This window comes from Providencia sp. SP181, from assembly GCF_050446505.1.
Lineage (GTDB): Bacteria > Pseudomonadota > Gammaproteobacteria > Enterobacterales > Enterobacteriaceae > Providencia > Providencia vermicola.
On record NZ_JBBPXM010000012.1, the window covers coordinates 13,206 to 31,020 of the forward strand.

Genomic DNA, 17,815 nt, shown 5'->3' on the forward strand with positions numbered 1-17,815 from the left:
CGTTTACCAATATTAAACATCATAGCATCTCAAGCCATAAAAGAGTGGAAACAGTAACATAATTCAGACATAACTGATAAAAAATACCACGCATTAATTTGATGAATAAGAATTATCTTTTTCATCCAGTAGCGATTATAGTTATTAAAATTACTATGCTATTATCGTACTAAGCATTTTTTTTGCTTGATACAATATGTTCAAGGCGGCAATAACCGCCACTAACACAGTGGTGAGGGAATATGTCTACAGATACTGAATATCAACCTATCAATTGTGATGATTACGAATATCTAGAAATTGCATGCCAACGTCAGTTGAAGTTGCAAATAAAACTTAATGACGGCGAGAATATTGAAGGGCAAGCTAGTGATTTGCTCCTACGAAAAAAAGTCGAGTACCTGATTGTTGAAACACATGAAGGAACCAAGGAGCTACGACTGGATTGCATTAATTCCTTCAGTCATCCTGAAATCGGCACAATTGTTGTCGACCACTCTCACTAATACTCACAATTTGAGTTCTTCTTGCCCCTTATGATGGTCACAGTCATAAGGGGTTTCTTATTATAAGGCTAACTGGAATCTCGATTCCTGCTGCCAATCTATTGCAATCCCCAATAATTCATCATTCATTAACCCTTCAGGTGTGATAAAACAACCCACTGCCGTAATCAGTTGATCATTGTAATAAATCAGTGGAATACGCTCCCGCATCCATGGCGCAATGCCCAGTTCCTGCCATATTTTTTTACTGCTTCTTGAACGGTGCCGCCCCACAATATTAAGAGTGCCTTGCAAACCAAAACGCACAGTCACTTTTTCATCTGGCTCTGGAGGACGGATTTGCCCTTGCCCTTCCATAACCTGTAGTCGCCCAAGTGATCCAGGTAATTCAAACGAAGCGGGATATGACCACGCATATTGCTGTCCCACCAAGTTTTCAACACGTGGAACTACCCACAATACACCTTGGTAACGGCGGACTTCAACCTGCCCTAGACGGCAAACAGGTTCAGCATCTTGTCTGGCTAGCGCCACTTCTTGCCAAATACGCTCTAACTGGTTAAATGGTGGCATCGGGAGTTGATGCAGCCCAATCCAGCGGCGGATCAACGCGTTACGTTTCGCCGAAGAACAGTGCTGTAATTCATCAATAAATAAACCACCTCGGTAATCAATCATACCTTCAAGCGTTTCTTGCAATAACTCATCCAGCAAGGATTCTTGCTCCGCACATAGCAATGCACTTCGAGCAATGGCATTGGACATATGCGGCCAACGGGCAGTTAAACGGGGTAAAATATGCAACCGAAGAAAATTGCGGTCATAACGATCATCTTGGTTGCTATCATCCTCCACCCAAGGTAATTGCTGCTCTTGCATGTAAGCTTCTAAATCGATACGGCCGACGGTTAATAATGGGCGCAACAATTGTGTTTGCCCTTGTTGCGTAACAAAGGGCAGAGATTCAGGCATTGATGATAACCCCGCAGGGCCACTTCCACGTTTTAAAGCTAATAAAAATGTTTCTGCTTGGTCATCCAGATGCTGAGCTGTCACCAACACTTCATCAACATCAAGTTCTTCACGGTAAGCCTGATAACGAGCATCCCGCGCAGCGGCCTCGATACCTTTTTCACTAGGATCAATGAAAACAGGGCGGCAGACAAAAGGAATCTCCCATTGTTGGCATAGCTGTGCACAATGCTGCGCCCACGCATTTGCCTTAGTATTTAGGCCATGGTGGACATGGATAGCACGAATAATTAGTGATGAGTCATTACTTTTCTTGAGCTGGCAAAGGGCATGTAACAATACTGTTGAGTCAATTCCACCACTAAACCCAACCAGTATTTTTTTATAATCACCAATTTTTTCACGTACCCGCTCAATGACCATGGATGATATCTGTTCCATTCATTCGCCCTTTTTAGCTATTGCTGATTGCGGCGTTTTGCACCAACACATAAAACGCCTGAAATAATCACTAACATAACCCCAATAATATATGCGATTTCAAATGGGTCACTTAAAAGTAAAACTAACCACAACACAGATAATACAGGTGATAAAAATACCACTGAGGCAATTTTTGTTGAGTTCCCCGTATTCATTGCTTTAAACCACAAGATATAAGACACACCATTAATAAGTACCCCATTAATCAGCGTCGGCCAAAATGTACCTTGCGATGGCAACTGCATTTCACTAAATGACAATAGGAGAACCAACGAAGTCAATGTCGAGAAGATAAATAACCAGACTGTGCTAATATACGGATCAATAGAATATTGGCGTGAAAATACTGACATTAAAGCAAAGCAAAATGCACCACTAAACACTAACAATAATGCTATTGGGTTATCCACATGCAATTGGGTAATTTGCCCTTTAGTAAACGTGATAATAACGGCAATAAAACCAACCACAACCCCCACAATTTGCCGCCCCGACAATCTGTCTTTTAATAATATTACCGATAAAAGAATAATTATTAGTGGCCAACTATATTGGATCACCAAAACAGCGATACCATTTTCTATGGAATAACCGTAGTACAATAACAAATAGAAAAGACAATCAAGAAATCCAAGAACAAAGACTTTGCCTAAAATATCTCTAGGTAAAATCAACAATTTGGCAGGTGTATAGCCTGATGCCAGTGCCACCGAGATAACGGCAATGACCGAAATAAGGTTTGACCAAAATAGAAATTGGAAACTATCCATCCCATTTTGCCCAAAGCGTGAAACTATTGGGATAAAGCTCCAAATCAATACGCAAGAAAAAGCATAAATTAAATAATTATATTGTCGCACTGCCATACCTATTTTTTATTATTTGTAGTGAATATTGATAATGTTCAATAAAAAACGGGAGTTAGCAAAAGCGAACTCCCGTTTTATCTAATATAGGGTTTGCTAGAAATTAGCAATAACCGTATTCCATCAAGCGCTGATAACGACGGTCTTTTAATGCATCCGCATCTAAAATTTCCAGCTCGTTAAGGTCTTCAGTGATACGTGCTTTTAGATGTGCGGCTATTTCATCGTAGTTACGATGTGCTCCACCTAAAGGCTCAGAAATAACGTTATCAATCAGTTTTAGTTCTTTCAGGCGCGGTGCTGTAATCCCCATCGCTTCAGCCGCTAATGGGGCTTTGTCTGCACTTTTCCACAGAATGGATGCACAACCTTCAGGTGAAATAACGGAATAAGTGCTGTATTGCAGCATGTTCACTTTATCACCCACACCAATGGCTAACGCACCACCAGAGCCGCCTTCGCCAATGACAGTACAAATTACTGGTACAGATAAACGTGACATTTCACGCAGGTTACGTGCTATCGCTTCGGATTGACCACGTTCTTCTGCACCAACACCTGGATAGGCCCCTGGAGTATCAATGAAAGTGATAATAGGCAGATTAAAACGCTCAGCCAGTTCCATCAGGCGCAGCGCCTTACGGTAACCTTCAGGGGCTGGCATACCAAAATTACGACGGATTTTTTCTTTCGTTTCACGCCCTTTTTGGTGCCCGATAATCATCACTGGACGACCCTCTAAACGCGCCAAACCACCGACAATGGCTTTGTCGTCAGCATAAGCACGGTCACCCGCTAATTCTTGGAAGTCCGTGAAAATGCGAGAAATGTAGTCCAGTGTATAAGGACGACGAGGATGACGAGCGAGTTTAGCAATTTGCCAAGCCCCCAGATCAGAGAAAATTTTACGTGTCAGTTCAACACTTTTTTCACGTAAACGAGCAACCTCTTCATCAAGGTTGACCTCTAAGTTGTTATCTTGACGGCTTACGGCTTTTAGAGAATCAATTTTTGCCTCTAATTCCGCAATTGGCTGTTCAAAATCAAGAAAATCCAGACTCATAATATTCCTATTTTAGTCAAATTCTAATTCTACCTGCTCACTACCCAGCAGAGTTCGAAGATCGTTCAGAAGGGGATCCACGGGTGTCACACGCCAAACAACGCCAAATTTAAGCTTGGCTCTGGCATCGTCCTTCTGGTAATACAGATGAACCGGGATAGTGCCCGAACGGTGAGGTTCAAGCGCACTACGCAACCGGTTCAGTAATTGATCGTTAATTTGTTTATCTGACAGTGAAATCGCAAGTCCGCGTGCATATTTTTCCCTTGCCTCACTAATGTCCATTAACTCACGCACTGTCATTTTATTACCACCATTGAAATCATCAAAGCTGACCTGACCAGTGGCTATCAGGATATTGTCTTTTTCCAACATATGTTGGTATTTATCAAGTGCATCTGAAAATAGCATAATATCCAGACGACCAGAACGATCATCAAGCGTGCAGATACCTATTCTATTCCCACGCTTGGTCGTAATCACTTTAGCTGAAAGTACTAAACCTACCACAGTTGTCACTTGACCACGAGGGGTTGGGTTCACATCTTTTAATCTAAGGCCATTAGTATAGCGTTCTATTTCACTCAAGTATCGCGTTATTGGGTGGCCTGTTAAATATAAGCCTAGGGTTTCCCTTTCCCCATCCAACACCACTTGTTCTGGCCATTTTGGCACGCTTGCGTACGAGCTTTCCACTTGCTCTGGCGCTTCAGCTAATACCCCAAACATATCTGCTTGGCCAATCGCTTCAGCTTTCGCATGTTGATCAGCAGCTTTAAGTGCATCCTCAAGGGAAGACATCAAAGCCGCACGGTGAGGGCCTAATCGATCAAACGCCCCTGCCATGATCAACTTTTCCATCACGCGGCGGTTAATTTTTTTAATATCAACACGGGCGCAAAGGTCAAAAATTTCTTTGAAAATCCCACCTTGTTGGCGAGCTTCGACGATGGCTTCAATTGGGCCTTCCCCTACCCCTTTGATGGCACCAATTCCGTAAACTATCTCACCTTCATCATTCACATGGAAGTGATAAAGGCCACTATTGATATCTGGCGGTAATACCTTCAAGCCCATTCGCCAGCATTCATCAACTAAACCAACGACTTTTTCTGTATTATCCATATCTGCGGTCATTACCGCGGCCATAAATTCAGCAGGATAGTGTGCTTTTAACCACAGTGTTTGGTAAGAAACCAATGCATACGCTGCGGAATGCGATTTGTTAAACCCATAACCAGCAAATTTCTCTACCAAGTCAAAGATTTTCATCGACAGTTCGCCATCAACACCGTTTTTGATTGAGCCTTCTTCAAAAACAGAGCGCTGCTTCGCCATCTCTTCTGGTTTCTTTTTACCCATGGCTCGGCGCAGCATATCCGCGCCACCAAGAGTATAACCCGCCAGAACCTGCGCAATCTGCATAACTTGCTCTTGGTATAAAATAATACCATAAGTTGGCTCAAGAACAGGTTTTAACGATTCATGTTGCCACTGTACATCAGGGTATGAAATCTCTTCACGGCCATGTTTACGGTCGATAAAGTTATCTACCATGCCTGATTGCAAAGGACCAGGGCGAAATAACGCGACCAGAGCGATCATGTCCTCAAAGCAGTCAGGACGTAACCGCTTAATTAAGTCCTTCATTCCACGGGATTCTAACTGGAACACCGCCGTGGTTTCAGAACGTTGCAGCATATCAAAACTTTTTTGGTCGTGTAATGGAATCGCTGCAATATCAATTGGTTCTAAGTTTTTCTTAGCTCGACGAGCGTTAATCATCTCTAACGCCCAGTTAATGATCGTTAACGTCCGTAAACCAAGGAAGTCGAATTTCACTAACCCAGCATATTCAACGTCGTTTTTGTCGAATTGTGTAACGGGGTTATTCCCTTCTGCATCACAATACAGTGGGGCAAAATCAGTAATTTTTGTTGGTGCGATAACCACACCACCAGCGTGTTTACCTGCGTTTCGAGTCACCCCTTCAAGTTTTCGCGCCATATCAATCAACGCTTTAACTTCTTCATCTGCTTCGTAAATTTCAGGAAGCTGAGGCTCTGCTTCAAAAGCTTTTTCTAATGTCATTCCTGGATCAGGAGGAACTAATTTAGAAATTCTATCCACAAAGCCATAAGGATGCCCAAGGACACGCCCTACGTCACGAATAACCGCTTTTGCCGCCATCGTACCGAAGGTAATAATTTGTGATACCGCATCACGACCATACATTTGCGCCACGTGATCAATAACTTGGTCACGTTTTTCCATGCAGAAGTCGACGTCAAAGTCAGGCATTGAAACCCGCTCAGGATTCAAGAAACGCTCAAACAGTAAGTCAAATTCTAATGGATCAAGATCCGTTATTTTAAGGGCATAAGCCACTAATGACCCCGCACCAGACCCCCTTCCAGGCCCAACAGGAACACCGTTATCTTTTGACCATTGGATAAATTCCATCACGATCAAGAAGTAACCAGGGAAGCCCATTTGGTTAATAACATTAAGTTCAATGTCCAGACGCTCATCATATTCAGGACGTTTCTCTGCACGCACTTTTTCGTCAGGGAATAAAAATTCAAGGCGTTCTTCAAGCCCTTCTTTTGACCGCATAACCAAGAAATCTTCGGTTTTCATATCCCCTGTCGGGAATTGCGGTAAGAAGTATTCACCAAGACGAATAGTCACGTTACAACGCTTAGCAATCTCTACACTGTTCTCTAATGCTTCAGGAATGTCGGCAAAAAGCTCGCACATTTCTTCTTCTGTACGTAAGTATTGCTGAGGGCTATAGTTTTTTGGTCTTTTTGGGTCGGCAAGCGTGAATCCATCATGGATGGCGACACGAATTTCGTGGGCATCAAAATCGCTGCTTTCAATAAAGCAGACGTCATTAGTCGCAACGACGGGTAAACCTTTTTTTGTCGCCAATTCGACGGCAGCATGAAGATAGCTTTCTTCATCGGGGCGGCCTGTTCTCACTAACTCAAGGTAATAACAACCTGGAAAATGCGTTTCATAAAATTCAAGACATTCGTCTACAAGAGCTTGGTTGCCGCGCAAGAGAAATTGCCCGACATCCCCTTTACGCCCACCAGAGAGCAAAATAAGCCCATCTTTGTGCTTTGCTAGCCACTCACGCTTAATCGTTGGCCCAATTGCACCATAACCTTTTTGGTAAGCTTCTGAAATCAGCAGAGTCAGGTTTTGATACCCTTCATTATTGCGAGCGAGAACGGTTAGGTGAGAGATTTCATCGCCTAATAACTCACTTTCAACATAAAAATCAGCGCCGATGATCGGCTTGATCCCTGCACCATGAGCAGCACCGTAGAATCTGACTAACCCACAAAGGTTAGTAAAATCCGTAATTGCAAAGGCAGGCATGCCCATCGCCGCGACTTTTTTGACTAATGGGCCTGTTTTAGCGAGCCCATCAATCATTGAGTAGTCACTGTGCACACGCAAATGAATAAAACGAGGTGATGCCATCGATTAAATACCTATTTTTGACTGTCTAAAGCTCGTCTCACAGGAGCAAAGCTTTTACGATGGAATTCGGTTGCACCATACTGCGCCAATTTTTCTAAGTGATATGCGGTTGGGTAGCCTTTATGCTTTGCAAAGCCATATTCTGGAAATGCTTTGTCCAGCTCAACCATCTCCCTATCCCGTACCACTTTCGCTAAAATGGATGCTGCGCTTATTTCTTGCACAAGGCTATCGCCTTTGACCACCGCCTGTGAAGGCATTGGCAGTTCAGGGCAGCGATTGCCATCAATTAAAACAAATTCAGGAACGATAGATAACCCTGCAACGGCACGCTGCATGGCTAACATCGTCGCATGTAATATATTTATTTTATCAATTTCTTCAGGTTCTGCACGACCAATACACCAGCACAACGCTTTTTCTTTAATTTCGTCGAACAATTTCTCACGTTTCTTTTCGCTGATTTTTTTAGAGTCGGCGAGCCCTGCAATCGGGTTATTCGGGTCAAGGATCACCGCAGCGGTGACTACTGCTCCCACTAATGGCCCGCGTCCGACTTCATCAACGCCAGCAATTAAGTTGGCTTTAGGATATATAAATTCCATTAATTTCTAACCAAATCGAGTACTGCTTGTGCAGCTTGTTTATCTGCATCACAACGAATGAGTTGATGCAGATGTAAAAAAGTTTCTTTTAATTCATCAACTCGCTCCCCCCCTTCCAGTAATGGAAGCAGTTCCTGCGCCAGTTTTTCTGGCTGACACTCTTCTTGCAGCAGTTCTTTGACAATTTCTTTTTCAGCAAGCAGATTTGGCAAGGAAACATACGGGGTTTTGACTAAGCGCTTAGCAAGCCAAAAAGTGAATGGTTTCATTCGGTAACCAACCACCATAGGACATTTAGTTAGCATGCACTCTAGGGCTGCGGTTCCCGATGCTAACAGCGTAGCATCCGCCGCTATCATCGCATCACGGGCTTGCCCATCTAAAATATGCACAGATAATTCAGGCGCAGCAGTGGCTTTTATGGTATCAAATTGCTGACGGCGTTTTGCATTAACTAACGGTACCACAATGTGCAAATCAGGGAAGCGTTGTTGGAGTATTTGCGCCGTTTGTAAAAAATCGGCACTCAACATTTCGACTTCTGAATGGCGACTTCCAGGCAATAATGCGAGGCATTTTGCATTTTCGGGAATGCCGAGGCGTTCTCGCGCAGCAAGTTTATCTGGGTTCAACGGGATCGCATCCGCCATCGTGTGGCCAATAAAGCGACAAGGTACATCGAAACGATCGTAAAACGCTTTTTCGAAGGGTAAAAATGCTAAGACTAAATGAGTGGAGCGACCAATTTTAAATACGCGTTTTTGGCGCCATGCCCAAACGGAAGGGCTAACGTAATGAATGGTTTTAATGCCTTTCGCTTTTAAGCGCCCCTCTAGAGTGATGTTAAAATCAGGGGCATCAATCCCAACAAAAATGTCGGGTTGTAACTGCGTAAAACGCTGGGTCAAGTCTTTACGAATGGATAATAAGCGAGGTAACCGGCCGAGAACTTCAACAATTCCCATCACGGCTAATTCTTCCATTTCGTACCAAGCTTCACAGCCTTCAGCTTGCATCAACGGACCTGCCACACCAACAAAGCGCGCATTAGGCACTTGTTCTTTAAGTGCACGAATAAGCCCCGCACCGAGAATATCACCAGATGTCTCTCCGGCAACAAGGCCAATAGTAAGTGGACGGTTATCAATCACCGAAATTCGCTCCTTAATAAAGGCCTAGTCACGTTAAGCACATTACCTTGTGATTAACGGATAATACCACGCTTAGATTGTGCAGAATCTTCTAAGAAATCACTAAACACTTTAACATGTTCGTTTACTTTTGCCGCTTCTGCGATTTCTTCACGTGCTTCTTCTAATGATTTACCTGAACGATACAACGTCTTGTATGCATTACGAATAGCATGAAGTGATTCTTTTTCAAAACCACGACGTTTTAAACCTTCAAGGTTTAAGCCAAATGGTGTTGCATGGTTACCTTGTGCGATAACATAAGGAGGCACATCTTGCGCCACACCAGAGCAACCACCAACCATAACATGAGCACCAATTTTACAAAATTGATGAACCGCAGTCATGCCACCAATAATCGCGTAATCGCCTAACGTGACATGGCCACCAAGGGTTCCGTTATTTGCAATAATGCAGCGATTACCAATGATACAATCGTGAGCTATATGCACGTTAACCATCAATAGGTTATCGTCACCCACTTTTGTTAGGCCAGTATCTTGGACGGTACCACGGTGGATCGTTACGCTTTCTCTAATGCGGTTTCTATCACCAATTTCAACACGAGTTGGTTCGCCTTGGTACTTCAAGTCTTGGTTAATTTCACCAATTGAAGCAAACTGGAAAATGACATTATCGCGGCCAATTTTAGTATGGCCATTAACAACAACGTGAGATTTCAGCTCAGTGCCTTCGCCAATTTCAACATTCGCGCCAATATAACAAAAAGGGCCAATACGCACATTGGCTCCAATAATCGCACCCTCTTCAACAATGGAGGAAGGATGGATATAGGCAGTATTGTCAATCATATCAGACCTCACGGCGACGGGCGCACATCATTTCTGCTTCGCAGGCCACTTCTCCATCAACTTTTGCAACGCCTTTAAAACGTGCGACTCCGCGACGTTCTTTAATAAATTCAACTTCTAAGACCATTTGGTCCCCAGGTAGAACAGGACGTTTAAAACGTGCATTGTCTATCGCTGCAAAATAATACAGTTCACCTGGCTCTAATTTTCCAACGCTTTTAAATGCAAGAATACCCGTTGCTTGCGCCATCGCTTCTAAAATTAAAACACCTGGGAAAATTGGTTTACCAGGAAAATGCCCTTGGAAAAATGGCTCGTTGAAGGAAACATTTTTAACTGCACGCAAAGATTTGCCTTCTTCAAAATCCAATACACGGTCAACCAAAAGGAATGGGTAACGGTGTGGAAGGAGCTCTAAAATTTCTTCAATATTCAGAGTATGATTATCACTCATCGAAATACTCTTCCTGTCTATTAATACGATTATTATTAACGAATCGGCCTGCTTTAACCTTAAATTAGGTTAACTGGCAGGCCGGAAAACGTAACTCAGATAACTATTTTAGCCTGAATTACAAAATGATTACTGATTTTTTTGATTTTGGCTATCTAATTCACGTTCAACATTTTTCAGGCGCTTATTCATCTCATTGATACTTAAGACTAAAGCAGCTGTTTTACGCCAAACTTTATTAGGTTGTAAAGGGATGCCTGAAGAGTAAACACCTGGTTCAGTGATAGGACGCATGACCATTCCCATTCCCGTTACTGTGACCTTATCGCAAATTTCCATATGGCCATTGATCACACTCGCGCCACCAATCATACAGTAACGACCGATTTTTAAGCTGCCAGCCATAATTACACCACCAGCAACTGCGGTATTATCACCAATAATGACATTATGTGCAATTTGGCACTGGTTATCGATAATAACCCCATTACCTATCACTGTATTGTCGAGTGCGCCCCGGTCAATTGTTGTACTTGCGCCGATCTCAACGCGATCGCCGATGATCACTGTGCCTAATTGCGGGATTTTGATCCAATTACCGCGATCATTTGCATAGCCAAAGCCATCTGACCCGATCACAGTACCAGATTGCACTAAGCAGTGTTCGCCAATTTCAATATTGTGGTAAACGCTGACATTTGCCCATAAACGGGTGCCTGCCCCAATACGCGTGTTTTTACCCACAAAGCAACCTGCGCCAATCACCACGTTATCACCCAGTACAACACCACTTTCGATAACGGCATTTGCGCCAATTGCAATATTTTTACCGAGTGTTGCATCACTTGCAATCACTGCGGATGCATGAATATCTTCTGCCGGGCTTGGCGTGGTATCCATGATTTGAGCCATCCGTGCATAGGCTAAGTACGGGTTATCAACAACCAGTGCTGCTACTTTGCAGGATTCGAGATCTTTTGCTGTGAGGACCACCGCGGCAGCTTGGCAATCGGCCAATTTATCGCTGTAACGGCTATCAGATAAAAAAGTTATCTGTTGATTATTCGCTGAATGCATAGGCGCAATACTGGTGATGACGGTATCGCCATCACCATGTAATTGTGCATTCAACTGCTGAGCAAGGTCAGCCAATCGAATTGAAGACATCTATTACTTAACCTGTTTTTGAACCTGACTCGTGATGTCGATGCTATCTTTTGCATACGCAACTGCGTTTGCATCGATAACGACATCGTAGCCTTCTTTAGCGGCAACAGACTTAATAGAGTCCTGAATACGAGTTAAAATCTTATTACGCTCTTCACCTTGACGACGACGGTTGTCTTCTTCAAATTTCTGCGCTTTTTCAGCAAAAGTGTCACGTTTAGTCATGAGTTCGGATTCAAGCTTTTCGCGCTCGCTTTGCTTCATGGTAGCACCATCGCGACGCAGTTTTTCTACGCGCGATTGCAGGTCTTTTTCCAAATTCTGCAATTCAGTTGCACGGCTTTTGAATTCGCTTTCAAGCTGTTTAGCAACGGCTTCACGCGCAGGCATATTTTGGAAAATTTCACCAACGTTTACGATAGCGATTTTTTCAGCATAAGCCCCCGCAGACATTGCTAAAGCAATACTCACACCCGCTGCACACAACAATTTTTTCACACTAAACTCCTTAGCCCATATGTATGGTTGGAAATTTTGGTTGCCCCCATAAAATTATGGGAGCCTTCATAGATAGAAACTAGACTAGATTACCACGTTCTACCAATATTAAATTGGAACTGTTCTGATTTATCCCCTTCGTAGTCCTTAATCGGCTGCGCATAAGAGAAGACCAGTGGTCCAAGTGGGGACATCCATTGTAAAGCCACACCCGCTGAAGCACGGACATTGGATGCCTTACCGTAGTCAGGCATACCCGCACGCCAATCGGATGGAATACTATTCCAGTTAGTGTCCCATACAGTACCTGCATCAACGAAAAGAGAGGTACGAACCGAGTTCGAATATTTCTCATCGAGGAACGGTGTAGGGGTAATTAACTCAAATGATGCTGCATACATGGCGTTACCACCTACTGCATCACTCGATGGGCTACCTGGCTCAGGGCCATTTACCCAATTCCCTGCTGAATCCTTGAAACGCTTCAGGTAAACCGCTTTCGGACCGATATTGTTCGAGCGGAAACCACGAATGGTACTCGAACCACCCGCATAGAAGTTTTCATAGAATGGCATTTGCTTGCTGCCGATACCATCACCATAACCTGCTTGAGCACGACCCAATACAACCCATGTTTCATCTTCATCTAATGGGTAGTACTGCGCAGTATCAAAACGTAATTTATAGTATTCGTTATCGGAGCCAGGAATAGTCACTTTACCAGAGACATTCGTTTTATTACCTGAAGTTGGGAAGAAACCACGGTTTAACGAGTTGTATGTCCAGCCTAAGTTAAGCGTAAAGTCATCCGCATCAAAACTTTCTTTATTACGGCCATTTTCTGTGATTGGTGGATTTTTACCCATAGAATCAAGGTAATCCCACATCGCAGCTTGCGCACGCATATCAGATAGTTTGTTATGAACATAACCCGCTCCCACACGGAAAGAGTTATTTTCATTGAATGGGAAGCTTAAGAAACTATCTAAGCCATACGTTTTGTTGTTATAGCCAGACAGGTCAGCATCTTTCGCGCTAAAGTCGTTATAGAAAATACGACCACCCAAGCTCACACCATTAACAGTGAAGTAAGGGTCAGTAAAGGAGAACTCAACGTTAGTTGAATAGTCATTTTTACTTGCGTTGATACCAACCGCGTTACCTGTACCTAACCAGTTATCCTGTGTAACACCGACTTGGAAGCTCACGCCACTTTCTGTACCAAAACCGATACCGAAGTTCATCGAGCCTGTATTACGTTCTTTAACTTTATAGATAACATCAACTTGATCAGGGCTGCCTGGCACACGCTGAGTTTCAACATCAACAGTTTCGAAATACCCTGTACGATTCAGACGTTCTTTACCAAGCTCGACAAGGTCATTCCCCAGCCATGCTCCTTCCATTTGACGCATTTCGCGACGTAGGACAGTATCTTTACTGGTGTCATTACCTTGGAAACGAATTTCACGAACGTAGAAACGGTTACCTGCATCAATGTTCAGATGTAATTTAACTGTTTTATCGGTGTCGTTAATTTCAGGCTGAGTCATCACTCGTGGATAGGCATAACCATAACGACCAAACAATTCTTTGATCTGGTTTTCCATCCGCGTCACTTGCGCACCATTGTATAACTCACCTGGTGTAATTGTGATCAGCTCTTTGATTTCATTTAAATGTTCAGCCGTATTACCATTAATTTCAACGCCAGAAATTTTGTACTGGTCGCCTTCAGTAATGTTAATCGTGATGTAAATACCTTTTTTGTCTGGGGTCAGACTGACTTGTGTTGAGTCAATATTAAAGCGTGCATAACCGCGATCAAGATAGAAACTGCGCAGCGTTTCTAAATCACCTGCCAGTTTTTGCTTCTGATATTTTTGGTCAGCCGCAAGGTTCCACCATGGGACATCATCACGTAATTGCAGCTTGTTAACCAATTCAGCAGTCGTGTAGTTTTTGTTCCCCACAATGTTAATCTGCTGAATTTGCGCAGAAACACCTTCGGAGAATACAAATTTTAAATCCACACGATTACGCGGTAATGGCGTCACAACGGCTTTCACTGTCGCGTTGTATTTACCCACACTGTAGTAAAAGTCTTCTAAGCCTTTTTCAATATTCGCGATTGTCGTGCGGTCAAGTGCCTCACCTACGCGAATATTTGAAGCCTCCAAGTTCTGCTTGAGCATATCGTCTTTAACAGATTTATTACCTGTAAACGTGATGCTTGCGATGGTTGGCCGCTCTTTAACTTGAACGATCAGCGTGTTTCCATCACGCAGGACCCTAACATCTTCGAAGTTACCCGTTGAAAATAGTGAACGAATCGAACGACTGATATCGTCGTTATCAATCGAATCACCAACCCTAACTGGCATGTTCAATAATGCTGCACCAACGGCGACGCGTTGTAGACCTTCGAAACGAATGTCTTTAACTACGAATCCGTCTGAACCGTATGCAGTGGCGCTGCCTAGAAGCAGCGACGCTATGAGCAACTTTTTCATCGCCATCGTTGTTATGCGTATTCCTTACTGGTCCCCAGCTTACAAAATTAGAAGCGAGAGAAATCATTAAAAAGTGCAAGTCCCATTAACAGAATCAATGCCATTGCACCTATCCGAAAACTAAAGTCTTGTACTCGCTCAGACACTGGACTTCCCTTAATTTTTTCAATTAATAAGAAGAGCAAATGCCCCCCATCTAAAACAGGCAATGGAAACAGATTGATGATACCTAAATTCACGCTAATAAGCGCAATAAACATCAAATAATATACCAAGCCTGATTCGGCTGATACCCCCGCTCCTTTCGCGATAGATATCGGACCGCTTAAGTTATTGAGTTTGACATCCCCAACAACTAATTTACCCATCATGTTGACCGTTAGCTTCATCAACTGCCACGTTTTATCACTTGCTTGGTAAAACGCAGAAAATGGCCCGTATTGCTGAACCATTTTATATTCATCTGCCAACGGTAACACTGAAAGTTCCACCCCCGCAAATCCAATTTTCTCACCACGCTGCCCATCTTGGCTGTCTGGCGTTAAGGTGAGTGAAATACGTTGTGAAGAACGTTCAATTTCTAATTTTAACGGTGTTCCCGGATTCATACGAATAATTCGAGTCACAGGATTCCAATACCCAAGTTCCTCACCATTAACACTCACAATTCTATCGCCTGGAATTAAGCCCGCGCGTTCACCAGCTTGACCCGCTGTTACTTTTTGAATCACAGGGTCAATTCTGACTGAAACTGGCATAATACCCAGTGACAAAATCGGATCTTGCTTTTCAGGATCAAATTTCCAGTCAGTTAAATCAACTGTTTTGGTTATGGGTTCACTATACCCTTGTGGCAACACTTGCGCAGTTAACTCGCGATCACCTATTTTGCCAACTAATGCTAAGCGCGCCGAATTCCAATCAGGTGTTTCGATACCATCAATGGATTTTAGTTCCATTTTGGGTTCAAAATTCGCAACTGCTGCAATCGAACCAGGTTTTATATCCTCAATAACTGGCTTAACAGAAGGAACACCAATCATAAAGACTATCCAGTAGACAACAATAGCTAACAAAAAGTTCGCAATTGGGCCAGCACTAATAATTGCCGCACGTTGCCCTACCGTTTTATTGTTAAATGCTTCATGTCGGCGTTCAGGAGAAACGTCACCAACACGTTCATCCAACATTTTGACATAACCGCCCAGCGGGATTAACGCAAGGACAAACTCAGTACCGTGTTTATCTACTTTACGCCACAACGTTTTACCAAAGCCAATGGAGAAACGCTCAACATAAACGCCACAGCGACGTGCAACCCAATAATGGCCAAATTCGTGTACGGTTATCAGCACACCAATTGCAATAATAAATGCCGCTAAGCTCCAAATAAATCCCATTTATCTTCCTACAGCCCAAAGCCGTTAAAAATTAACAAATTCAGCCCAGCAAACACTGGAATTGCTGCAGTTAAGCTATCAATACGGTCAAGGATACCACCGTGACCAGGGATTAAATGACTACTATCTTTAATACCAGATTGGCGCTTAAACATACTTTCCGTTAAATCGCCAAATACAGATACTACAACAACAATAATTGAAGTCACTAGCAAATAATCTGGCATAGCAGGGATTGGCGCATATGCACTAAATACCCAAGAAATAATCCCAGCTGTGATTAAACCACCAACGAGGCCTTCCCACGTTTTGCCTGGCGAGACTTTTGGGGCCATTTTATTACGGCCAATCGTACGACCAAAGGCATAAGCACCAGAGTCTGCCCCCCATACCAATAACATGACATACAGTAGCCACCATGCACCAATAGCGGTGTCATTCTGGTAGCCCACGGTACGTAGTGCCATCATTCCGCAGTAGAAAGGGATTATGGTTAATACCCCAAATAATAAGCGAATAATAACAGATTTACCCCATGACGCTGATGCTGGATAAGTGACAACAAGGATAATAGCAACAACCCACCAGACCAGCCCTGCCCATAGTCCATAAAGGATCATTGGCGCATTGGATAATACCGTGATGTCAGGGATTGAAAATTGTATTGCAAGTAATATTGCAGCAAAAACAACTGCTAAGCTAATTCGTTTAACCTGTGAGTGCCATCCTGCAAATTGTGCCCATTCCCAAGCACCTAGTGCAGAAACAGCAATCACAACTAAACCAAAATTCGCTGGAGAAAGAAAAAACAACGCCGCAATAACAATTGGTATCAATACTATCGCAGTAAGCAAACGATATTTCAGCACATCTATCCCCTATTCTTTGACGAGTTCGTCATCTGATTCAGCCCCACCATAACGACGCTCGCGCTTACTAAATGCATCAACCGCATCCTGAAACACCATTTCATCAAAATCTGGCCACAAAACGTTGGTGAAATAAAATTCCGCATAAGCGACTTGCCATAATAGGAAGTTGCTAATTCGATGTTCTCCCCCTGTTCTGATGACTAAGTCGACATTCTCTTGGTCATGCATACAGATTGAGTTATTAATAGAGTCTTCACTGATATCATCAATAGAAAGCTCACCACTTTGCACTTTTGCAAAGATTTGCTTCACACTATTGGCGATATCCCAGCGCCCACCATAGTTCGCTGCAATATTTAATATTAAGCCTGTATTGTTTTGCGTCAGTGCTTCTGCTTTATCAATGCGTTTTCTAAGGCGCTCGCTAAAGCGGTCAATATCCCCTATCACTTTTAATTTAACATTGTTCTTGTGTAGGTTTTTGACTTCATTATCGAGTGCAAAAACGAATAATTCCATCAACGAACTGACTTCTTTTTCAGGCCTTCGCCAATTTTCACTGCTAAATGCATAAAGCGTGAGCGAGCTGATTTTATTTTTTACCGCAAAACGCACAGAATTACGTACAGATTCAACACCTGCCTTATGGCCTGTTATTCTGAGTTTTCCTCTCTGTTTTGCCCATCGCCCATTACCATCCATAATGATAGCGACATGCTTAGGCATCATCGATTCAGAGAGATTTTCACCACTAGAGTTCATTAAATGTTAATCCTTGTAAGTACCGCTTTGAGAATACCACTCAATAATAACCACTATTATTAAGTTTGCTGATAAGACACATCCTTAATTCTCTGCTAAATACTAGGTTATCTTTCTTTTTTTAAACGCATCACATATTAAAGATAAATTATGGTTA

General features: G+C 43.0%; 15 protein-coding genes. 1 reads left to right on the forward strand and 14 read right to left on the reverse strand.

The genetic code is table 11. From position 1 onward, the window contains the following. Positions 1-242 precede the first annotated feature (242 nt). Positions 243-506, forward strand: coding sequence for a Rho-binding antiterminator (gene rof, locus AABS66_RS17285; protein ID WP_042848970.1), 264 nt, complete (start codon positions 243-245; stop codon positions 504-506). A 60-nt stretch (positions 507-566) separates the two neighbouring features. Here the strand turns inward: rof and tilS are convergent, their stop codons facing one another. The 14 genes from tilS to AABS66_RS17355 all read right to left on the reverse strand — a co-directional run bounded on the left by tilS (position 567) and on the right by AABS66_RS17355 (position 17,658). Beyond that, complete coding sequence (gene tilS / locus AABS66_RS17290) at positions 567-1,919, reverse strand: tRNA lysidine(34) synthetase TilS (RefSeq protein ID WP_430225217.1); 1,353 nt, start codon at positions 1,917-1,919, stop codon at positions 567-569. Between the two features lie 17 nt (positions 1,920-1,936). Further along, positions 1,937-2,821 carry a DMT family transporter gene (locus AABS66_RS17295; protein WP_206083761.1) on the reverse strand — a complete coding sequence of 295 codons (885 nt, stop codon included), beginning with the start codon at positions 2,819-2,821 and terminating at the stop codon, positions 1,937-1,939. Positions 2,822-2,930: 109 nt separating this feature from the next. Then, positions 2,931-3,890: an acetyl-CoA carboxylase carboxyl transferase subunit alpha gene (accA, locus tag AABS66_RS17300; protein ID WP_206083760.1), complete on the reverse strand. Its 960-nt coding sequence runs from the start codon at positions 3,888-3,890 to the stop codon at positions 2,931-2,933. A 12-nt stretch (positions 3,891-3,902) separates the two neighbouring features. Then, entirely contained in the window at positions 3,903-7,385 is a 3,483-nt protein-coding gene (gene dnaE, locus AABS66_RS17305) for a DNA polymerase III subunit alpha (RefSeq protein WP_272539784.1), read from the reverse strand. Positions 7,386-7,396: 11 nt separating this feature from the next. After that, entirely contained in the window at positions 7,397-7,990 is a 594-nt protein-coding gene (gene rnhB / locus AABS66_RS17310; RefSeq protein WP_206083758.1) for a ribonuclease HII, read from the reverse strand. Further along, a complete protein-coding gene (lpxB, locus tag AABS66_RS17315; RefSeq protein WP_272516358.1) occupies positions 7,990-9,138 on the reverse strand; it encodes a lipid-A-disaccharide synthase in 1,149 nt (382 codons plus the stop codon). The genes rnhB and lpxB overlap by 1 nt, the downstream gene beginning before the upstream one ends. A 56-nt stretch (positions 9,139-9,194) precedes the next feature. Then, the gene (gene lpxA, locus AABS66_RS17320) at positions 9,195-9,992 is read right to left on the reverse strand and encodes an acyl-ACP--UDP-N-acetylglucosamine O-acyltransferase (RefSeq protein WP_206083757.1); all 798 of its coding nucleotides are present in this window, start codon (positions 9,990-9,992) and stop codon (positions 9,195-9,197) included. Between the two features lies 1 nt (position 9,993). Then, positions 9,994-10,446: a 3-hydroxyacyl-ACP dehydratase FabZ gene (gene fabZ / locus AABS66_RS17325; RefSeq protein ID WP_047756012.1), complete on the reverse strand. Its 453-nt coding sequence runs from the start codon at positions 10,444-10,446 to the stop codon at positions 9,994-9,996. Positions 10,447-10,575: 129 nt separating this feature from the next. Continuing rightward, positions 10,576-11,613, reverse strand: a complete 1,038-nt coding sequence (lpxD, locus tag AABS66_RS17330; RefSeq protein WP_206083756.1) for a UDP-3-O-(3-hydroxymyristoyl)glucosamine N-acyltransferase — start codon at positions 11,611-11,613, stop codon at positions 10,576-10,578. 3 nt (positions 11,614-11,616) lie between these two features. Further along, positions 11,617-12,111: a molecular chaperone Skp gene (gene skp, locus AABS66_RS17335; protein ID WP_206083755.1), complete on the reverse strand. Its 495-nt coding sequence runs from the start codon at positions 12,109-12,111 to the stop codon at positions 11,617-11,619. 89 nt (positions 12,112-12,200) lie between these two features. Further along, positions 12,201-14,630, reverse strand: coding sequence for an outer membrane protein assembly factor BamA (bamA, locus tag AABS66_RS17340; protein ID WP_206083754.1), 2,430 nt, complete (start codon positions 14,628-14,630; stop codon positions 12,201-12,203). A 41-nt stretch (positions 14,631-14,671) separates the two neighbouring features. Further along, on the reverse strand, positions 14,672-16,024 hold the full coding sequence (gene rseP, locus AABS66_RS17345) for a sigma E protease regulator RseP (RefSeq protein WP_206083753.1): 1,353 nt from the start codon (positions 16,022-16,024) through the stop codon (positions 14,672-14,674). Positions 16,025-16,032: 8 nt separating this feature from the next. Continuing rightward, positions 16,033-16,893: a phosphatidate cytidylyltransferase gene (cdsA, locus tag AABS66_RS17350; protein ID WP_206083752.1), complete on the reverse strand. Its 861-nt coding sequence runs from the start codon at positions 16,891-16,893 to the stop codon at positions 16,033-16,035. A 9-nt stretch (positions 16,894-16,902) separates the two neighbouring features. Next, positions 16,903-17,658 carry an isoprenyl transferase gene (locus tag AABS66_RS17355; RefSeq protein WP_206083751.1) on the reverse strand — a complete coding sequence of 252 codons (756 nt, stop codon included), beginning with the start codon at positions 17,656-17,658 and terminating at the stop codon, positions 16,903-16,905. Between the last annotated feature and the right edge of the window lie 157 nt (positions 17,659-17,815).

Excerpts from the sequence above, each read along its gene's own strand:
- fabZ (WP_047756012.1), bottom strand. The coding sequence starts at position 10,446 with ATGAGTGATAATCATACTCTGAATATTGAAGAAATTTTAGAGCTCCTT.
- lpxD (WP_206083756.1), bottom strand. The coding sequence starts at position 11,613 with ATGTCTTCAATTCGATTGGCTGACCTTGCTCAGCAGTTGAATGCACAA.
- lpxA (WP_206083757.1), bottom strand. The coding sequence starts at position 9,992 with ATGATTGACAATACTGCCTATATCCATCCTTCCTCCATTGTTGAAGAG.
- bamA (WP_206083754.1), bottom strand. The coding sequence starts at position 14,630 with ATGGCGATGAAAAAGTTGCTCATAGCGTCGCTGCTTCTAGGCAGCGCC.
- accA (WP_206083760.1), bottom strand. The coding sequence starts at position 3,890 with ATGAGTCTGGATTTTCTTGATTTTGAACAGCCAATTGCGGAATTAGAG.
- rnhB (WP_206083758.1), bottom strand. The coding sequence starts at position 7,990 with ATGGAATTTATATATCCTAAAGCCAACTTAATTGCTGGCGTTGATGAA.
- rseP (WP_206083753.1), bottom strand. The coding sequence starts at position 16,024 with ATGGGATTTATTTGGAGCTTAGCGGCATTTATTATTGCAATTGGTGTG.
- rof (WP_042848970.1), top strand. The coding sequence starts at position 243 with ATGTCTACAGATACTGAATATCAACCTATCAATTGTGATGATTACGAA.
- dnaE (WP_272539784.1), bottom strand. The coding sequence starts at position 7,385 with ATGGCATCACCTCGTTTTATTCATTTGCGTGTGCACAGTGACTACTCA.
- AABS66_RS17355 (WP_206083751.1), bottom strand. The coding sequence starts at position 17,658 with ATGAACTCTAGTGGTGAAAATCTCTCTGAATCGATGATGCCTAAGCAT.
- tilS (WP_430225217.1), bottom strand. The coding sequence starts at position 1,919 with ATGGAACAGATATCATCCATGGTCATTGAGCGGGTACGTGAAAAAATT.